The sequence below is a fragment of the Kitasatospora saccharophila genome, assembly GCF_039529925.1.
In the GTDB taxonomy this organism is placed as follows: Bacteria; Actinomycetota; Actinomycetes; order Streptomycetales; family Streptomycetaceae; genus Kitasatospora; species Kitasatospora saccharophila.
In genome coordinates, this window is the sequence record NZ_BAAANS010000047.1 from 47,941 (window position 1) to 65,015 (window position 17,075).

The window sequence follows — 17,075 nt, forward strand, 5'->3', positions numbered from 1 at the left end:
CGTGCTACTGAGTAGCGGGGACAGGATTTGAACCTGCGACCTCTGGGTTATGAGCCCAGCGAGCTACCGAGCTGCTCCACCCCGCGTCGGTGAACACCACCCTACCCCATCGCGAGGGCACCGTGTCGCCACCACCACGGGCGCCCCGGACCAGGGGGAACGGCGCCGGGGAGACGGGCCGGGACAGCGGCGTCCGGGAACGGCGAAGGCCCGGAAGCGATGCTTCCGGGCCTTCGTGCTACTGAGTAGCGGGGACAGGATTTGAACCTGCGACCTCTGGGTTATGAGCCCAGCGAGCTACCGAGCTGCTCCACCCCGCGTCGGTGAACACGACTCTACGTGAGCCCTGCCGGAAAGGGAAATCGGTTTCCGTCCCGGGCGTTCCCGCAGGTCGGCGACCACCGGCCGGAACGCCCGGGACGGGCGCCGGGCGGTTCAGCCCGGGCGGCTCGGCTGCCGGGCGCGCCGGGTCTGCGCCCACACCGCGAAGCAGACCAGCGCGGCGAAGCACGGCACCATCACCAGGCCGTACACCAGCAGGAAGCCGTCCGTGCCCAGGCCGGCGGCGGCGTTCCACACCCCGTGCAGGCCCATCGCCAGCAGCAGGCCCAGCGGCGCGCCCAGCCGGGCCAGCCAGCGCCGGGCGGTGGTCAGGGTGAGGGCGAGGCCCAGCCCGGTCAGCGCGGTGAACAGCGGGTGCGCGAACGGCGAGAGCAGCGCCCGCAGCACGAAGGTGTGCACCGTCCCGTCGAAGTCCCGCAGGCTCGGGGCCTCGCCGAGGCCGATCGCGTCCAGCCGGGCCTGCCGGTCCGCGGTGAACGCCCGCCCCAGGTACAGCGCGTTCTCGGTGAACGCGAAGCCGCAGGCCGTCACGCCGCCCAGCACCGTCCCCGCCGCCAGCGTGCGCGGACTGGAACGGGCCCGCTGGCGGCCCGCCGGGGCCGGGCGGAAGTGCGCGGGGCGGCCGGTGCCGGGCCGGTGCCACAGCAGGCGCCGCCACCGGCCGCACGGGCGGCCCTCCTCGCAGCGGTGCCGCCGCCGCAGCGGGAGCAGCAGCACCAGCAGCGCCGAACCCTTCGCCACCTCCTCGATCAGCGGCGTCGCGAACTCGGCGCCCAGCGTCTCCCCGCGCGCGCCCTGGTGGGCGACCAGGAAGTCACTGGCCCAGCCGTTCGCCAGGATCGCCACCGTGGTCGCGGCGCACGCCCCCCAGGCCAGGCAGAACAGGGTGTGCCGGACCGGCACCCGCGCGGTCTGGTTCAGCCAGGCCAGCGCCCCCAGCACGAACGGCAGCGGCAGCAGCGCCAGGCCCAGCCCGACCAGCAGCCCCGTCGTCCCGGTCTGCCGCTGCACCAGGTGCAGGATCAGCACCCCCGAACCCGCCAGCGCGAGCGCCGCCACCGCCGAGGAGAGCGCCGGGCGCCGCAGCGGCCACAACCGCCGCCACAGCGGCGGCACCGCCCGGACCGGCACCGGACCGCCCTGCTGGCCGGGGATCCGCCCGCTCAGCACCGGTCGCCGCGGCGACCGGCCCGGGAGCAGCCCACCGGACCGGCGCGCACCCTGACCGGGGAGCGACCGAAAGCCGGTGGGGGACGGGGAATCGGCGGCCGTGGCGGCGGCCACCACGGGCAGGCCGGGAGTCGGCTTGCCGCTGGGCGGACTGCTCACCTGCAGCAGCGTAGGCGAACCCCTCCCCCCGGGGGGAGGGGTCGGAACAATACGTACTCGCCGGGTGACCGATCGTCAGCGGAGCGGAACCGGCCGTACCGCCCGCCCCGGACCCGTGACATCCGTCATGCCGAGCCGGTGACGCCGGCTCCTGGGCCGGCCCCGGCCCCGGCGGGCACAGTGGTGACCACCGCGGGGGAGGGCCCGGCGGGGCGGGGACGACACGGGGGAGACACCATGAGCGGCAGCACGATCACGACGGCCGTCCGCACCGCGCAGGCGCCCGCCGAACCGCGGCCCGGAACGCCGGACGCGGTCGGGGCGTCGGGCGCGGTCGGAGGGTCGGCCGCGGCCGAGGGGCCGAGCGTGGCCGAGATGCGGCTGCCGGTCTGGTTCTTCGGCTTCGAGGGCGCCCTGGCCGGGGCCTTCGACCTGCTGCGCGCCGCCCCCTCGGCCTGGCCCGCGCTGGTCGCGCTGGCGGTCCTCAACCTCGGCGTCTCGCTGACCCTGATGCGCCGTCGGCTCAAGCTCGCCAAGCTGCTGTGGCGCGGCAAGGGCACCCGCAAGGTCGCCCTCGGCCTGGTCGGCCTGCGGCTGGGCAGCCACCTGCTGCTCGGCCTGCTCGGGGCGGCGGTGAGCACCGCCCTCGGCCACGTCCTGTTCGCGCTGGTGATGAGCGCGGTGACGGTCGCCCTGCTCGCCCACGTCCAGCGGACGGCGCTCGGCGCGCTGGTCGCCGCGGGCCGGGCCACCGCCTGAGCGGGGCGGTCCGAACGGCCCGCCCCGGCGGGGTCAGCGGCGGCGGAACAGCAGGTCGTGCACCACGTGGCCCTTGGCCAGGCCGGCCCGCTCGAACTTCGTCACCGGACGCCAGTCGGGCCGCGGCGCGTACCCGGGCACGCTGCCCGCCGGGTGCTCGTCCGGCTCCAGCCAGCCCGAGCCGTCGCCCTCCGGGTGCAGGTTCTCCAGCTCCGGCGAGGCGCCCAGGACCGCCAGCATCTGCTCCGCGTACGGCTCCCAGTCGGTCGCGCAGTGCACCAGCGCGCCCGGGGCCAGCCGGGGCAGCACCAGGTCCAGGAACGAGGACTGGAGCAGGCGGCGCTTGTGGTGCTTCGGCTTCGGCCACGGGTCCGGGAAGTACACCCGCAGGCCCGCCAGCGAGGCGTCCGGCAGCATGTCGCGCAGCAGGATCACCGCGTCGCCCGCCGCGAGCCGGACGTTCTCCGAACCGTCCCGCTCCAGGAACTGCAGCAGGTTGCCGTGGCCCGGGGTGTGCACGTCCGCCGCGAGGATCCCCGCGGACGGGTCCGCGGCGGCCATCGCGGCCGTGGTGTCACCCATCCCGAAGCCGATCTCCAACGTCACCGGACGGCCCCCGAACAGCACCGGCAGGTCCAGCGGAGTCCCGTCGATGGCCAGCCCGAACCGCTCCCAGCCACGGTCCAGCGCGCCCGCCTGCGCCTTGGTCATCCGACCACGGCGCGGCTGGAAACTACGGATCCGCTGCTCGCGGTGCTGGGCCTCGGTGGCCTTGTGCGGGTACATCGGCGCGGGGTAGGCCGCCGGGGCGGCGGAGAGCCGGGCCGACGCGGACAACTGGGTGCTGGGGGCGGAGGAGGTCACAATCGCACCAGTCTAAAGGAGGCCCGGCACGAGCCCCCGGGACGGCGGACCCGCCTCGGCGCAGCGGGTCTCACCCGGCCCGCAGCGCCGCCACCGCCCGGCGGGCGACCTCCCGGCCGATGCCGAGCGAGGCCGTCGCCGCCGGGGAGGGGGCGTTGAGGACGTGCACCACCCGGCGGGGGGAGCGCGGGTCGTCCGGGTCGAAGCCGGCGAAGGCGAAGTCGTCGAGCAGGGTGCCGTCCCGGGCGACGGCCTGGGCGCGGACGCCGGCGGTGGCGGGGACGAGGTCGGTCTCGGTGACGGCGGGCAGCAGGCGGCGGACGGCGGCGGTGAAGGCCCGCTTGGAGAGCGAGCGGTGCAGTTCGCCGAGCTCGTAGCGCCAGTGCCGGCGGGCGATCGTCCAGGTGCCGGGGAAGCGCACCGTCCCGGCGAGGTCGCGGACGTTCAGGGTGCGCCAGTCGTAGCCCTCGCGGGCCAGTGCGGGCACCGCGTTCGGGCCGACGTGGACGTCGCCGTGGACGCCCCGGGTGAGGTGCACGCCGAGGAACGGGAACGCCGGGTCGGGGACGGGGTAGACCAGGCCGCGCACCAGCGACCGCCGCTCGGGGGCCAGTTCGTAGTACTCGCCGCGGAACGGGACGATCCGCACCCCCGGGTCGTCGCCGGCCAGCCGGGCGATCCGGTCGCTGTGCAGCCCGGCGCAGTTGACCAGCACCGCGCAGCGGACCTCGCCGTGCGGGGTGGTGACGGTGACGCCGTCCGCGCGCCGGGCGATGCCCAGGACGGGGGTGTTCAGGCGGAGTTCGGCCCCGGCCCCGCCCGCGAGGGCGGCGTAGCGGCGGGCCACCGCGGGGTAGTCGCAGATGCCGGTGGTGGCCAGGTGCAGTCCGGCGATGCCGGCCACCTCGGGTTCGTGCGCCCGGATCCCGGCCGGGTCGAGTTCGGTGAGCGGGATGCCGTTGGCCCGGCCGCGTTCGGCGAGCGCGGCGAGGCGGGGGAGTTCGGCGGGGTCGGTGGCGACGATCAGCTTGCCGGTGACCTCGTGCGCGATGCCCTGCTCGCGGCAGAACTCGACCATCTCGCGGGCCCCGCCGGTGGCGTACCCGGCCTTGAGCGACCCCGGCCGGTAGTACACCCCGCTGTGGATCACCCCGCTGTTGCGCCCGGTCTGGTGGGCGGCGGGGGCGCCCTCCTTCTCCAGCACGGCGACGCTCGTGCCGGGGTGCTCGCGGGTCAGGGCGTACGCGGTGGACAGGCCGACGATGCCGCCGCCGACCACCACCACCTGGACGTCGTGCTTCAACCCCGCCACCCCTCGCCCGTGTGAGACCGCTCCGATGGATGGTGCCACGGCCGGGCCGGGGCGGCGGGGGAGTTCAAGAAGTGGCCAGGACCAGCCGGGCGCGTTCGGTCAGGTCCTTGACGCGCTGCTCGTTCTGGTAGGGCGCCAGGCGGCGCAGCAGTTCGACCATGTACTCGCGGCTGCGGTGCGAGGAGATCCGGCCGGCCACCTCGACGGCCCGCTCCCCGGCGGCGACCGCGGCGTCCAGGTCGCCCGCCTCGGCCTCGGCCATCGCCGAGACCACCAGTCGCAGGCCGTGCGAGCGGACGTAGCCCTCGGTCGGGCGGGCCAGCGCCTCCCGGGTGAACTGGCGGACCTTGGACGGGACGCCCAGGTCGCGGAAGCACTCGGCGGCGTCGGCGGCGAGGCGGTCGTAGGCGAAGAAGTCGATCCAGGTCGGGTCCGGGTCGCCGGGGCGGGACCGGTCGAGGGCGGTCTCGGCGGCGGCCAGCGCGGTGCCGCAGGCGGCGGCGTTGCCGGCCTTGGCGTGGGCGCGGGCCTCGACCAGGTGGAAGAAGCTCATGGTGCGGGCGGTGGCCAGGCCCCGGTTGCGCTCCAGGGCGGCCTGGGCGAGGTCGACGGCCTCGTCCGGGAAGGAGCGGTAGGCGGCCTGCAGGCTCATCGAGGCCAGCACGTACCCGCCGAGCGGCACGTCACCGGCGGCGCGGGCCAGCCGCAGGGCCTGGATGTAGTAGCGCTGGGCGGCCTCGTGCTGGCCGGTGTCGAAGGCCATCCAGCCCGCCAGCCTGGTCAGTTCGGCGGTGGCGCCGAACAGCGCCCGGCCGACCGCGTCGCTGTACGAGGCGAGCAGCAGCGGGGCGGCCTCGACCCGCAGGCACTCCGGGACCATCGAGGAGCGCCAGTCGCCGCCGCCGTACTTGGAGTCCCAGCGGCGGGCCTCCTGGGCGGCCTCGCGGAGCTTCTCGGCGTCCGCGTGCCCCACCCGGTAACCGGACAGGTCGGGGAGGGCCTCGCGGGCCACCGAGCCGTCGGCGGGCGTGATCAGCCAGCGCGAGACGGGGGTGGCGTACGCGGCGACCGAGAAGGTGCCGGCCAGGCTGTCGCTCCACCGGCCGCCGCCGGGGCCGCGCCGCAGGTCCAGGTCGACCCGCCACAGCTCGGTCGCGGAGCGCACCGCCTCCGGGACCTCGCGCGGGAACTCCAGGCCCAGCTCGGGCGTGGGGTGCGAGTCGGCGAGGCCGATCTCCTCCAGCGGGACGGGACGGCCCAGCTTGTTGCCGAGCGCGGTGGCGATCAGGTGCGGCACCGGGCGCTGCGGGACCATGCCCTTGGTGACCCAGCGGGCCACCGAGGTCTTGTCGTAGCGGAGGGTCAGTCCGCGCTGCGCGCCGAGGTCGTTGACCCGGCGGGCGAGCCCGGCGTTGCTGATCTGGGCGAGCGAGAGGAGTGCCCCGAGCCGGTCGTTCGGCCCTCGTGAGCTGACGGTCATGGTGGCGGTGGCACCCCCTGGCGACGTCGTGCGCGGATGGCGGAGAGCCGCGGTGGCGGCGGGTACGCCGGCGGACTGCTTGCACCTAGCGTAGTCGCCCGCGTTCCGAGGGTTAAGAGGCTGCATTCCGGTTGGCGGGAACGCGCCGCGTCCACGGCGGGCGCCCGGACGTTCGCCCGGCGCTCCGCGGGCAGGTGCCGGACGCCCGTGCTCCGGTCCCGTGCCCGTGTGCGCCACCCGTGCTCCCTGGTCGCAGCGGCAGGTGGGCGATTCGCTAAAGCCTGTGGATCGGCTCGCCGTCGAGGACCCGGCGGGCCGGGGGAAACGCTGCCTCAATTCCCCGCGGGCAGCTGCGCGTCCGGGAGGGCATGCGGATGCCCTCCCGGGCCGTGCGACGGCTTTCGGCCAACTTCGGCCGGTCCGCGGCGGCCGCGGCCGTTCCCCGCACCACCCTGCCCGGCCACCGGCCTTGCGCCGGACGGGAGTTCGAGACCCGCACGGCCCGGGCCCCGGAGGGGGAGGCCCGGTCCGTGCGCCTCCCCGTACCCGAAAGCCCGGCGCTCGTCCGCCCCATCGGTGGCACGATGTCTCCCGACGGCACGCCAACCCCGTACGCCCGCCCGGGGGTTCGCCGCGCGCCGCGGCACCACAGGTGGAGGCGCGATGCGGTGGCTCACCGGCTGGAGCGGCCTGACCGCCGCCGACCCGACCCTCGCCGCGCTCCGACCGCTGGCCGGCACCCCGCTCTGGGGCGGCCCCAACCCGCTCTGGGCGGTCGGCGACTGGCGCCCCGACGAACTGCGCCTCGCCGTGCTCCGCCCCGGCGGCCCCGCCACCGTCCGCGGCGGCCTCGACCCGGGCGACCCCGCCGACAGCGCCGACCGGGACACCCCCGCCACCCTGCGCCTGGCCGTCGCCGGCCGCTGCGGCGCCACCGACCGCGAACTCGCCGACGGCCTGGCCGCCGCCCGCGGCGGCGCGCTGCGCCACCTCACCCACTGGCCCGGCAGCTACACCGTCGTGCTGCGCACCGGCACCCGCTCCACCGTGCTGCTCACCGACCTGTCCGGCGCCCAGCCGGTCTTCCACACCCCGTTCGCCGGCGGCACCGCCTACGCCACCGCCGCCCTCCCGCTCGCCGACCTGGTCGGCGCCCCCCTCGACGCCGCCCACCTGGCCGCCCGGCTCGCCGCCCCCGAGACCCCCGAGGCGCTCGGCGACCGCACCCCCTACCGGGGCGTGCGCCGGGTCCCGCCCGGCCACGCGCTCGGCATCCGGGGCGGGCGGGCCGACCGCACCTCCTACCTGGACGACCCGGGGGAGGAGCGTGCCGAGGCGCCCGCCGTCCGCGAACTCACCCGCGCCCTGCTGGAGGCGGTCCGCTGCCGGGTCCGCGCCACCGCGCCCGCCGACCGGCCCCGGCTCGGCGTCGACCTCTCCTACGGCACCGCCTCCGCCACCGTCGCCCTGCTCGCCGCCGCCGTCCCGCTGCCGCCCGGACCCGGCACCGGCACCGGACCCGAGCACCCCGCCCCCCGCACCGGCGCCGTCAAGGGCTCCTGGGCCCGCCGCGCCGAACCCCCCGAGCCCGAGACGCTGCCCGCCGTCACCCTCGGCGACGCCGAAGGACTCGCCCTCGCCGTCCACGCCCCCCGGCTGCGCCACCTGCTCGTCCCGCCGGTCGCCCCGTACGCCGACCTCGCCGACCCCCTCGCCGGACCGCTCACCGACGAACCCGGTCCCGCCCTGGTCGACGCCGCCCGGCACGCCGCCGCGCACCGGGCCGGCGGCGCCGACCACCTCACCGGCCACGGCGCCCGCCAGGTCCTCGACGGCCACCCCGCCCGGCTCGCCGACCTGGTCCGCGCCGGCCGCTCCCTCGACCTGCTCGCCCCGCTCGCCGCCCTGGCCGGCGCCGACCGGGCCACCGCGGGCGCCCTCACCGGCACCCTGCGCACCCCCGTCACCGTGCTGCGCGCCGCCCGCCGCCTCGCCCGGGCCCGCTACGCCGACGCCCTGGACGACCTCGCCCTGCAGCTGACGATCCGTCAAGAACCCATGCCGGGAAGGACGATGGGCCGCACCCTGGCCGCCGACCTGGCCTGGCACCGCCCCGGCCCCGCCGCCCACCTGCTCGCCGCCGAACCGCTCGCCGCCCTCGCCCAGCACCTGCGCACCGCCGCCCGCGACGGCGCCCCCACCGAACCCCCCGGCGCCCGCCGGGCCCGCCTCGCCCTGCACCGGCACGCCGCCCACTACCGCACCCTGGTGCAGGCCACCGAGCAGCACGGCCAGCGCCTGCACGCCCCGTTCCTCGACAACCAGGTGGTCCGCGCCGCCCGGCTGCTCCCCGACGACCTGCGCCTGCAGCCCGGCGCCCGGCACGCCCTGCTCGCCGCCGTGCTGGCCGGCGCCGGCCGCACCGACCTCCCCGCCGACTGGGGCCGCGCCCCGGGCCCCGACCCGCACGACCCCGTCCGCCGGGGCCTGCGGGCCGCCGCGCCCGCGCTCACCGAACTCTTCGACCGCCCGCTGCTCGCCGAGGCCGGACTGCTCGACGCCCCCGCCGCCCGGAAGACCCTGGCCGCCGCCACCGACCCCGCGCAGAGCGCCCCGCCCGGCACCCTGGCCGCCCTCGCCGACCTGGTCTCCACCGAACTCTGGCTGCGCCGGCTGGCCGCCCGCCGCCCCGGTTCCTCCTGGACCGGCCTGCCCGCGCCCCGCCGCACCGCGATCGAAACCTGACCGCCCGGGTGCGCCTGCGCCGCCGCCGGGCCCCCGCTGGGTAGCGTCGGGGGCCCCGGCCCCGGAGCCCCCACCCCCGTTCGGAGCGCGCGCCATGACCGCCACCCTCCCCGTCAGCCACGAGGCGCCGCCGCCCGGCAGCGCGGTCCTGGTCGGCTGCGACGGCTCGGACGCCGCGCTGTGGGCCCTCGACCGGGCGATGACCGAGGCCGAGGCGCACCGCCTGCCGCTGCACGTCCTCGCCGTGGTCAACCCCTCGCCGACCGGCTACCCGCCCGGCATGGCCGACCTGGTGCAGGAGAGCGTCGAGCGGCTGATCGAGAGCATGTCCGACGGCCTGCGCCGAGCCGTCTCCACCGTGCAGTCCGCCCGCGCCCGCCCGTACGCCGGGCAGCTCACCCTGCACGTCGTCCTCGGCAACGTGATCGACGTGCTGCTCCAGGCCGCCGGGGGACGGCACACCCTGGTGGTCGGCACCCGCGGCAACGGCGGCTTCTCCCGGCTGCTGCTCGGCTCGGTCAGCACCGCCGCGGTGCACCACGCCACCTGCCCGGTGCTGGTGGTCCCGGCGCCCGCCGAGGAGGACTGAGCGGGGGAGGGGCTCGGCCGGGGCGACCGGAATGCCCCGGGATGGTTGAGCGTTCACCTTCCGTCGAACGGCCGTCCGGTCGTCGAGCGACCACCCCGACAGGAGCACGCCCCGCCATGAAGGTCGAAATCTACTCGGACATCGCCTGCCCCTGGTGCTACGTCGGCAAGCGGCGCTTCGAGCAGGCCCTCGGACAGTTCGAGGGCAAGGACGGCGTCGAGGTGGTCTACCGCCCCTACCAGCTGGTCCCCGACGCCCCCGAGCAGGCCCGCCCGCACCGCGAGTGGCTCACCGAGCGCTACGGCCCGCAGGCCCTCGCCATGGACGCCCGGATCACCGAGGTCGGCAAGGACCTCGGCATCGACTACGACTTCGACGCCGCCGTCGAGGTCAACACCTTCCGCGCCCACCGCCTGCTCCACCTCGCCGAGACCGAGTACGGCACCGCCGTCCAGGCCGCCCTCAAGGAGCGCCTGCTCAAGGCCCACTTCTCCGAGGGCGTCGACGTCGGCGACACCGCGGCGCTCGCCGACCTCGCCGCCGAGACCGGCATCGACCGCGACCGCGCCGCCGCCTACCTGGCCGGCGACGAGGGCGCGGCCGAGACCCGCGCCGCCCTCGCCGAAGCCCGCGCCATCGGCGTCACCGCCGTCCCCACCTTCGTCTTCGAGGGCCAGTGGGCCGTCCAGGGCGGCCAGGAGGCCGAGACCTTCCTCCAGGTCCTCCGCCAGGTCGAGGCCGAGACCGCCAAGCGGATCACCCCGCTCGCCCCGCCCGCCGCCACCTGCGAGGACGGCAGCTGCGCGATCTGACACCCGCTGCGCCTCCGCCCCGGCGCAGCGGGTCTCAGCAGGTCAGCCGGGCCTGCGCCCAGTCCGCCAGGTCGACCACCGGCACCGAGTCGCGGACCGGGGTGACCAGCAGGCGGATGGACGTCTGGCCGTCCAGGGCGACGTGGACGGGGACCGGGCGGTCGTCCGGGGAGATCGGCGGGGAGGTCCACAGCACCCGGCCGTCGCCGCCCTGCACCGAGAACACCACCTCGCCGTACGTGACGCCGAAGTCGTCCAGCCCCGCGACGGCGTCGAAGGAGCGGCAGGGCCGGTTCAGGTCGACCGTCACCCGGGACGGCACCCGGGCCGCCAGCACGTGCTGGTAGCGGGTGCCGTGCAGCCAGGCCGAGGGCCGCTGCAGGACCTGCCCGGCGCCGCGGACGGTCGGGGTGTCGCTCGCGGCCCGGTGGCCCCGGTTCAGCGGCACCTCGTCCAGCCAGAACTGGCGCGCCGTCACCACCGGCGGGGTCGGTGACGGGGACGGCTCCGGCGTCGGCGTGGGGGTGGGCGTGGGCGTCGGTGACGGTGTCGGCGTGGGGCTCGGGGTCGGGGTGGGCGTCGGCGAGGGTACGGGCGGGGGCACCCGCCGAACGGGCGCGGGCGTCGGGGTGGGCGTCGGCGTCGGCGTGGGCGTGGGTGACGGTGTCGGTGTGGGGCTCGGCGTCGGGGTCGGGGTGGGCGTCGGCGACGGCCGCGGCGCCGGCAGCGGGCTCTCCGGCGCGGCGCTGACCGGTGGCGGGGACGCCTGCGGCGCGGGAACCGGCGAACCGGTGAGCGCGAACGCGGCGACCGCCGCCGCGACGACGGCGATGCCGGCCGCGATGCCGGCCTTCGCCGCGGTGCCGAGCCCCTCACCGGCCGCTGGCGCCGCTCCGCCGCCTACCGACCCGGCGCCCCCGGCCGCGCCGGTGCCCGCCGTACCGGCCGCTCCCGCCGTACCGGCGGTGGTGGTCGCCGCGGTCCCGCCGGCCACCGCCGCCCCGACCGCGCCGGTGACGGCGGCGCCGCCGACCGCCGCGGCCGCGGCCGCGAACCAGCCGGAGCCGACCCAGAGCAGCGCACCGCCGGGCAGCACGGCCCGCAGACTGTGGTTGATGTCGGCGAGTTCCAGGTACGCGGCCGTGCAGCGGGTGCAGTCCTGGACGTGCTTGCCGACCTCCGCCGAGGCGCGCTTGCGCAGCGAGCCGCGGGCGTACGCGCCGAGCCGGTTGGCGTACCCGGCGCAGCCCGACTCCTGGCTGCCCGACACGTGCGCCTGCAGGAACGCGGCGGCCAGCCGGTCGCGGGCCCGGTGGGCCTGGACGGCGGTGGCGTTGGCGGTCTTGCCGAGCATCACCGCCACGGTCTTCGGCGACTCCCGCTCGACCTCGGTGTGCCAGAGCACCACCCGGTCGTCCTCGGGGAGTTCGGCGTACGCGCGCATCACCATGCGCTGGTCGGCCAGGGCCAGCGCCCAGGCGTCCGCGCCCGGGTCGGCGAGGTCGAACTCGACGGTGGCGGCGGAGGTTTCGGCGAAGCCGGTGAAGTCGTCGACCAGCTGTTCGCGCCGGTCCGAGCGGGCCCAGGCGGCCGCCACGTTGCGCACCGCCGTCAGCAGGTAGGCCCGGACGGCGAACTCGGGGCCCTTGCCGGCCCTGAGCGCCTGCAGGGTGCGGGCGAACACCTCGCCCGCCAGGTCCTCCGCGGTGAAGCTGTCCCGGCAGCAGGTGCGGGCGTAGCGGCGGACGGCGTCCGCGTGCCGGCGGTAGATCTCCTCGTACGCGGCGTCGTCCCCGGCCCGCACCAGGGCGGTCAACTCCGAGTCGGAGGGCGGGCGTTCGCCGTCGACCGGGTCGGCGGGGGAGGGCACCACGGCCCGCACCGGGAACTCCTCGCCGATGAACGCCTCGGGGGCGACGCCGCCCTGTCCGGCCGGGGCCTGGCCGGGCACCCGGCCGCTCAGCGACTCCCGGGCCGGACTGCCGCCCTGGTCCGGCACCTGGCCGGGGGTCTCCAGGTCGGAGCCGAACTCGCCCGCGTCGCCCTGCTCGTCGGGGTTCACCGGGTACCGACCCGGCGCGCGGCGCACCACAGGGGCCGCCCCTCGAAGTCGGCGGCGGTCACGGTGCGCAACGGAACAATGGCTCCAACCACGGGCAAAGAATGGCATAGCGCGGCGACCACCGGTAGCCGGGTCCGCCCCGGCCCACTCGTCCGGGCTGCCGCTCGCGGAAGTGTTCGGACCCCCGGCGGCGCGGGCACCGCGCGTACCCGGAACGTTCCGCGCCGCTTCCGCTCCGGCCCCGGCGCCCGGCGGCTCCCGTCACCCGAACGGCGTGCCCCGAACACCCCCGCGAAGGAGCCGGCCCCTACGGTACGTCAACCCCCGTGCGGCGGGCCGGTTCAGGCCGCGCGCAGTCCCTGCAGCAGGATCTGCAGCAGCCGGTGCCCCGCCCCGCCCTCGGTCTCGCCCTCCCGGACCGGGACGGCCGCCGAGGCGTGCACCGGCACCGCCGCGGTCAGCACCAGCACCACGTCGGCCACCGTCACCCCGGGGCGCAACTCCCCGGCCGCGCCCGCCCGGGCCACCAGCGCCGCCAGCAACTGCAGCAGCAGCCGCGGGTCGGCGCCCTGCTCGCCCTCGGCCACCGGCGCGCCGCCGAACGCCCGCAGCTCGGTGCCGCGCTGCTCGGGGACCCGCCCGATCTCCTCGGCGTACCGGAACGCCTCCGGCGGCAGCAGCCGCCCCGCGCCCGAGGCCGCCGCCCGCTGCAGGAAGCCCGCCAGCGCGTCCCACGGCCCGGTCAGGCCGCCGTACAGCGACTCCCGGGCCTGCGCGGTCAGCCAGGAGACCTCCTCGGAGGCGATCCGCTGGACCAGCACCTCCTTGCTCGGGAAGCGCCGGTACACGGTGCCGACACCGACCCCGGCCCGCCGGGCGACCTCCTCCATCGGCGCCCCGTAACCGAGTTCGCCGAACACCTCGCGGGCGGCCCGCAGCACGCTCTCCAGGTTCCGCCGGGCGTCCACCCGCAGCCGCGAACCCGCACCGCGCCCCGCCCCGTCCGGACGCTCGCCGCCGGGGAAGCCGTACCGCTCCCGCTCGTCGGGACCGCGCTGCTCCGGCACCACGTCCACCGTGGACCTCCCGAACGCCGCGACCGGCACCCGCCCCGCCAACTGATCCTGCTCCGACATGCCAAACCTCCCCCGAGGCACCCCGTCCCGGGTACCCGAACGGCTACTGCGCCCCCTGGCGTGCGCTGCCGACACCGGCCGTGGTCCGACGCCCGCGCACTACCTTCCCCGGATGGCTCCCGTGCAGTCCGCGTCGATGCCACCAGGTCCAGGACGAACGGACCGGCACCATCGGCGGTCCGAAGCACAATCCGACCATAGTTCAGGGAAGTTCGCCGCAGAAGTGGACCACTCGTCGCCCAGGACCGGTCCGATCCGGGCCCTACGTGCGGACAAATCCCCCCACGCACCGCCCGTCGGCCCGCGTGAGACGAGTCACAACCCGAGGATCCGGAGCGGAACGCCAGCCGACGCCCCGACTCGCCGTCCTTTGCTGGATCTTGACGAATCGTCAGGCCATTCCGAGAGGTCCGCCCCGGCTCCCCCGCAACGGTCGGGCGTACACGCTCCCACCGCTGCCGCCCCCGCGACCCCGCCGGCCGGGACGGCGCACCGCGTTCCGGGCCGCTTTTCCCGGCCGGATTCGGACCGATCCGGCCCGGAGTGTGGACAAGAGCCCACCGCCGGGTGCGTCATAGGGGGAACGTGAAACGGGTCACAGCCCCAGGGCCGGCCGGAGGTGCCCCATTCGAGTCCTGATCATCGGCGGCGGCTGCGCCGGACTGAGCACCGCGCTGCGCCTGCAACAGCTCCTACGTGCCCAGCTGAAGGAACGTCGGGTCGAGCTGACGATCGTCGAACCGCAGCCCTACCTGACCTTCCAGCCGCTGCTGGCCGAGGTCGCCGCGGGCACCATCGACCCGCGCCACGTGGTGGTCCCGCTGCGCACCGCCCTCCCCGACTGCCGGGTGCTCACCGCCCGCGTCACCAGGATCGACCACGCCACCCGCACCGCCTGGGTGGACGCCGCCCCGCGCGGCGAACTCCGGCTGCCCACCGAAGTCCCGTACGACGTCCTGGTGATGGCCCCCGGCTCGGTCGCCCGCACCGCCCCCGTCCCCGGCCTCGCCGAGCACGGCATGGGCTTCGCCACCGTCGGCGAGGCGGTCGCCCTGCGCAACCACGTCCTGGAACAGCTCGACCTGGCCTCCTCCACCCGCGACCCCGAACTGCGCCAAGCCGCACTGACGTTCGTCTTCGTCGGAGCCGGCTACGCGGGCGTCGGCGCGCTCGCCGAACTGGAGGACATGGCCCGCACCGCCACCAAGGGCTACCACAACCTCGACCCCGACGACCTGCGCTGGATCCTGGTGGAGGCCAAGGACCGCATCCTCGGCGAGGAGACCCCCGAACTCGCCGACCACGCCCTCGCCGAACTGCGCGAGCGCAACATCGACGTCCGACTCTCCACCACCCTGGAATCCGCCGTCGACCAACTGGTGCTGCTCTCCGACGGCAGCCGTTTCGCCGCCCGCACCCTGGTCTGGACGGCCGGCATCCGCCCCGCCCCCGTCCTCTCCCTCACCGACCTCCCGCTCGACGGCACCGGCCGGATCACCTGCCTCCCCACCCTGCGGATCGCCGCCCCCGACGGCACCCCGCTGCCCGACGCCTGGGCCGCCGGCGACTGCGCCGCCGTCCCCGACCTGGCCGGCGAACCCTGCGCCCCCAACGCCCAGCACGCGCTCGCCCAGGCCAAGCTCCTCGCCGAGAACCTGACCGCCGAACTCGCCGGCCGCCCGCTCACCGCCTACCAACCCGGCGACCCCGCCTGCTCCACCTCGCTCGGCCTGCGCCGCGCCGTCGCCCACACCAGGCGCGGCGCCCGCCTCACCGGCCGCCGCGCCTGGTGGCTGCACCGCGCCCGCCAACTGCGCCGGCTGCCGACCCGGGAGCGCCGGATCAGGGTCCTGACGGACTGGCTGTTCGGCGGCCTCTTCCAGCGCGAACTCGTTTCGCTGGGCACCATCGAGCACCCCCGGGCCGAGTTCGAATCCGGTTTCACCACGGGCCCCGGCACCTGACCCGCCGCCTCCCCCTCTCCTCCCTCTCTTCCTCCCCTTCCTCCGTCGCCCCGTCGTCACCCCGTCCGGCTCCCACCACCGGTTCCCACGTCCCGCCCGGCTCGTACCGGAGCGCACCCCCGGCGCACGCTTCCCGGAACGCGCCGTACCGGGGGCTCGACTTCCGGAATCACACCGGAGCCTGACAGGATCAACCCGACGGGACCACTACGGCGCGTGCGGGTTCACGTACGCATTGTGATCATCACACCGCAGCCGTTCGCCCGCAGGCACCACCCCCCATCAGTCCCCGAGGAAGCGGCCGACGTTGAACCTCATGCGCTGGAGCGCCCGGCTCACCGGAGCCGCCTGGCGGGCCAACCCCGCCACCGCGGGCGAACCCGTCACCGTCCCCGGCCCGCGCGACCCGGCCGTCCCCGCCCTCCGCGACCCCGACCTCCGCGACCCCGAACAGCTCTACGACCTGCGCGAGGTCCTGCGCCGCCTGCCCGCCCCCGTCGCCCTCACCCACGGCCCCCAGCACCAGCTCGGCTACGCGAACCAGGCGTACCGCGACCTGTTCGGCGCCCGCACCCCCGGCCGCCCCGCCGCCGAGTCCCTCCCCGAACTCGCCACCCTCGGCGTGCTCCCGCTGCTCGACCAGGTCCTGCGCAGCGGACGCCCGCGCAGCGTGAAGTCCCGCTGCATCCTCGGCCTCGGCGGCAACCGCTACTACAACATCGCCTGCGTCCCGCTCGGCCCCGACGGACCGGCCGCCCCCGCCGGCGTCCTGGTCTTCGCCACCGAGGTCACCGACCAGGTCCAGTCCGCCGGCCGCCTCCGCGAAGCCGAACGCCGCCAGCGCGAAGCCGCCGTCACCCTCCAGCACAGCCTGCTCCCGCAGAAGCTCGAACAGCCCGACACCCTCCACGTCGCCGCCACCTACCAACCCGGCGGGGCCGACGCCGCAGTAGGAGGCGACTGGTACGACGTCATCGGCCTCGGCGGCGGCCGCACCGCACTCGTCATCGGCGACGTCATGGGCCGCGGCCTGCGCGCCGCCGCCGTCATGGGCCAGCTCCGCACCGCCGTCCGCGCCTACGCCCGGCTCGACCTCCCCCCGCACAAGGTGATGACCCTCCTCGACGGCCTCGCCATGGAGATCGACGCCAACCAGATCGCCACCTGCACCTACGCCGTCTGGGACCCGGACGCCACCACCCTCGTCTACGCCTCGGCCGGTCACCTCCCGCTCCTGCTCCGCGGCCCCGACGGCACCGTCCTGCGCGGCGAGGAACAGAACGGCCCGCCCCTCGGCACCGGCGGCGCCGGCCACCTCTCCCACACCCTCCGCCTCCTCCCCGGCACCACCGGCGTCCTCTACACCGACGGCCTGGTCGAACGCCGGGACCAGGACATCGACCAGGGCATCGACCACCTCGCCCACACCCTCACCGGCCCCGTCGGCACCCCCGACACCGTCTGCTCCCGCCTCCTGCGGGCCCTCGGCGTCACCGCCGAGCACGACGACGACGTCGCGGTGCTGGTCTTCCAGGTGCCCCTTGATCCCGAGCCCGTGGATGTGTAGAGTTCTTCGAGTTGCCTGACAGGGAGCACCGAGCACGCGTCTGCGTGGACGGTCCCGGGGCGGCCAATCCCCTGAGAAACCAGTTCGATGATCCGTGACGGGTCGCGTTCCTTT

General features: G+C 76.4%; 11 protein-coding genes, 2 tRNA genes and 1 pseudogene. 6 read left to right on the forward strand and 8 right to left on the reverse strand.

The window, feature by feature from the left end; all coding sequences use genetic code 11:
• Positions 1-12: 12 nt before the first annotated feature.
• The 3 genes from ABD345_RS28955 to ABD345_RS28965 all read right to left on the reverse strand — a co-directional run bounded on the left by ABD345_RS28955 (position 13) and on the right by ABD345_RS28965 (position 1,671).
• Positions 13-86: transfer RNA gene (locus ABD345_RS28955), tRNA-Met, on the reverse strand.
• Positions 87-246: 160 nt separating this feature from the next.
• A tRNA-Met gene (locus ABD345_RS28960) sits at positions 247-320 on the reverse strand.
• Positions 321-435: 115 nt separating this feature from the next.
• A complete protein-coding gene (locus ABD345_RS28965) occupies positions 436-1,671 on the reverse strand; it encodes a PrsW family intramembrane metalloprotease (protein ID WP_344556262.1) in 1,236 nt (411 codons plus the stop codon).
• A 237-nt stretch (positions 1,672-1,908) separates the two neighbouring features.
• Here ABD345_RS28965 and ABD345_RS28970 point away from each other — a divergent pair, with 237 nt between their 5' ends.
• Entirely contained in the window at positions 1,909-2,430 is a 522-nt protein-coding gene (locus tag ABD345_RS28970; protein ID WP_344556264.1) for a hypothetical protein, read from the forward strand.
• A gap of 33 nt (positions 2,431-2,463) precedes the next feature.
• Here the strand turns inward: ABD345_RS28970 and trmB are convergent, their stop codons facing one another.
• The 3 genes from trmB to ABD345_RS28985 all read right to left on the reverse strand — a co-directional run bounded on the left by trmB (position 2,464) and on the right by ABD345_RS28985 (position 6,086).
• Positions 2,464-3,294: a tRNA (guanosine(46)-N7)-methyltransferase TrmB gene (gene trmB / locus ABD345_RS28975; protein WP_344556266.1), complete on the reverse strand. Its 831-nt coding sequence runs from the start codon at positions 3,292-3,294 to the stop codon at positions 2,464-2,466.
• A 70-nt stretch (positions 3,295-3,364) separates the two neighbouring features.
• Positions 3,365-4,597, reverse strand: coding sequence for an L-2-hydroxyglutarate oxidase (lhgO, locus tag ABD345_RS28980; RefSeq protein ID WP_344556268.1), 1,233 nt, complete (start codon positions 4,595-4,597; stop codon positions 3,365-3,367).
• 73 nt (positions 4,598-4,670) lie between these two features.
• On the reverse strand, positions 4,671-6,086 hold the full coding sequence (locus tag ABD345_RS28985) for an NsdA family TPR-like regulatory protein (protein ID WP_344556270.1): 1,416 nt from the start codon (positions 6,084-6,086) through the stop codon (positions 4,671-4,673).
• Positions 6,087-6,749: 663 nt separating this feature from the next.
• On the opposite strand from ABD345_RS28985, the gene ABD345_RS28990 reads away from it, so the two are divergent.
• From ABD345_RS28990 to ABD345_RS29000, 3 genes are all read left to right on the forward strand, one after another.
• Positions 6,750-8,831 carry an asparagine synthase-related protein gene (locus ABD345_RS28990; RefSeq protein WP_344556272.1) on the forward strand — a complete coding sequence of 694 codons (2,082 nt, stop codon included), beginning with the start codon at positions 6,750-6,752 and terminating at the stop codon, positions 8,829-8,831.
• Positions 8,832-8,925: 94 nt separating this feature from the next.
• Positions 8,926-9,420, forward strand: coding sequence for a universal stress protein (locus ABD345_RS28995; protein WP_344556274.1), 495 nt, complete (start codon positions 8,926-8,928; stop codon positions 9,418-9,420).
• A gap of 116 nt (positions 9,421-9,536) precedes the next feature.
• Positions 9,537-10,232: a DsbA family oxidoreductase gene (locus ABD345_RS29000; protein ID WP_344556276.1), complete on the forward strand. Its 696-nt coding sequence runs from the start codon at positions 9,537-9,539 to the stop codon at positions 10,230-10,232.
• Between the two features lie 34 nt (positions 10,233-10,266).
• Here ABD345_RS29000 and ABD345_RS29005 read toward each other — a convergent pair whose 3' ends face one another.
• Both ABD345_RS29005 and ABD345_RS29010 read right to left on the reverse strand, forming a co-directional pair.
• Entirely contained in the window at positions 10,267-12,294 is a 2,028-nt protein-coding gene (locus ABD345_RS29005; protein WP_344556278.1) for a sigma-70 family RNA polymerase sigma factor, read from the reverse strand.
• Positions 12,295-12,635: 341 nt separating this feature from the next.
• Positions 12,636-13,430 carry a TetR/AcrR family transcriptional regulator gene (locus ABD345_RS29010; protein ID WP_344556281.1) on the reverse strand — a complete coding sequence of 265 codons (795 nt, stop codon included), beginning with the start codon at positions 13,428-13,430 and terminating at the stop codon, positions 12,636-12,638.
• A 635-nt stretch (positions 13,431-14,065) separates the two neighbouring features.
• Between ABD345_RS29010 and ABD345_RS29015 the strand changes: the two genes are divergently transcribed.
• Complete coding sequence (locus ABD345_RS29015) at positions 14,066-15,394, forward strand: NAD(P)/FAD-dependent oxidoreductase (RefSeq protein WP_344556290.1); 1,329 nt, start codon at positions 14,066-14,068, stop codon at positions 15,392-15,394.
• Positions 15,395-15,701: 307 nt separating this feature from the next.
• Positions 15,702-16,934 (forward strand): annotated as a pseudogene (locus ABD345_RS29020) (PP2C family protein-serine/threonine phosphatase); the annotation flags it as partial.
• Positions 16,935-17,075: the final 141 nt, after the last annotated feature.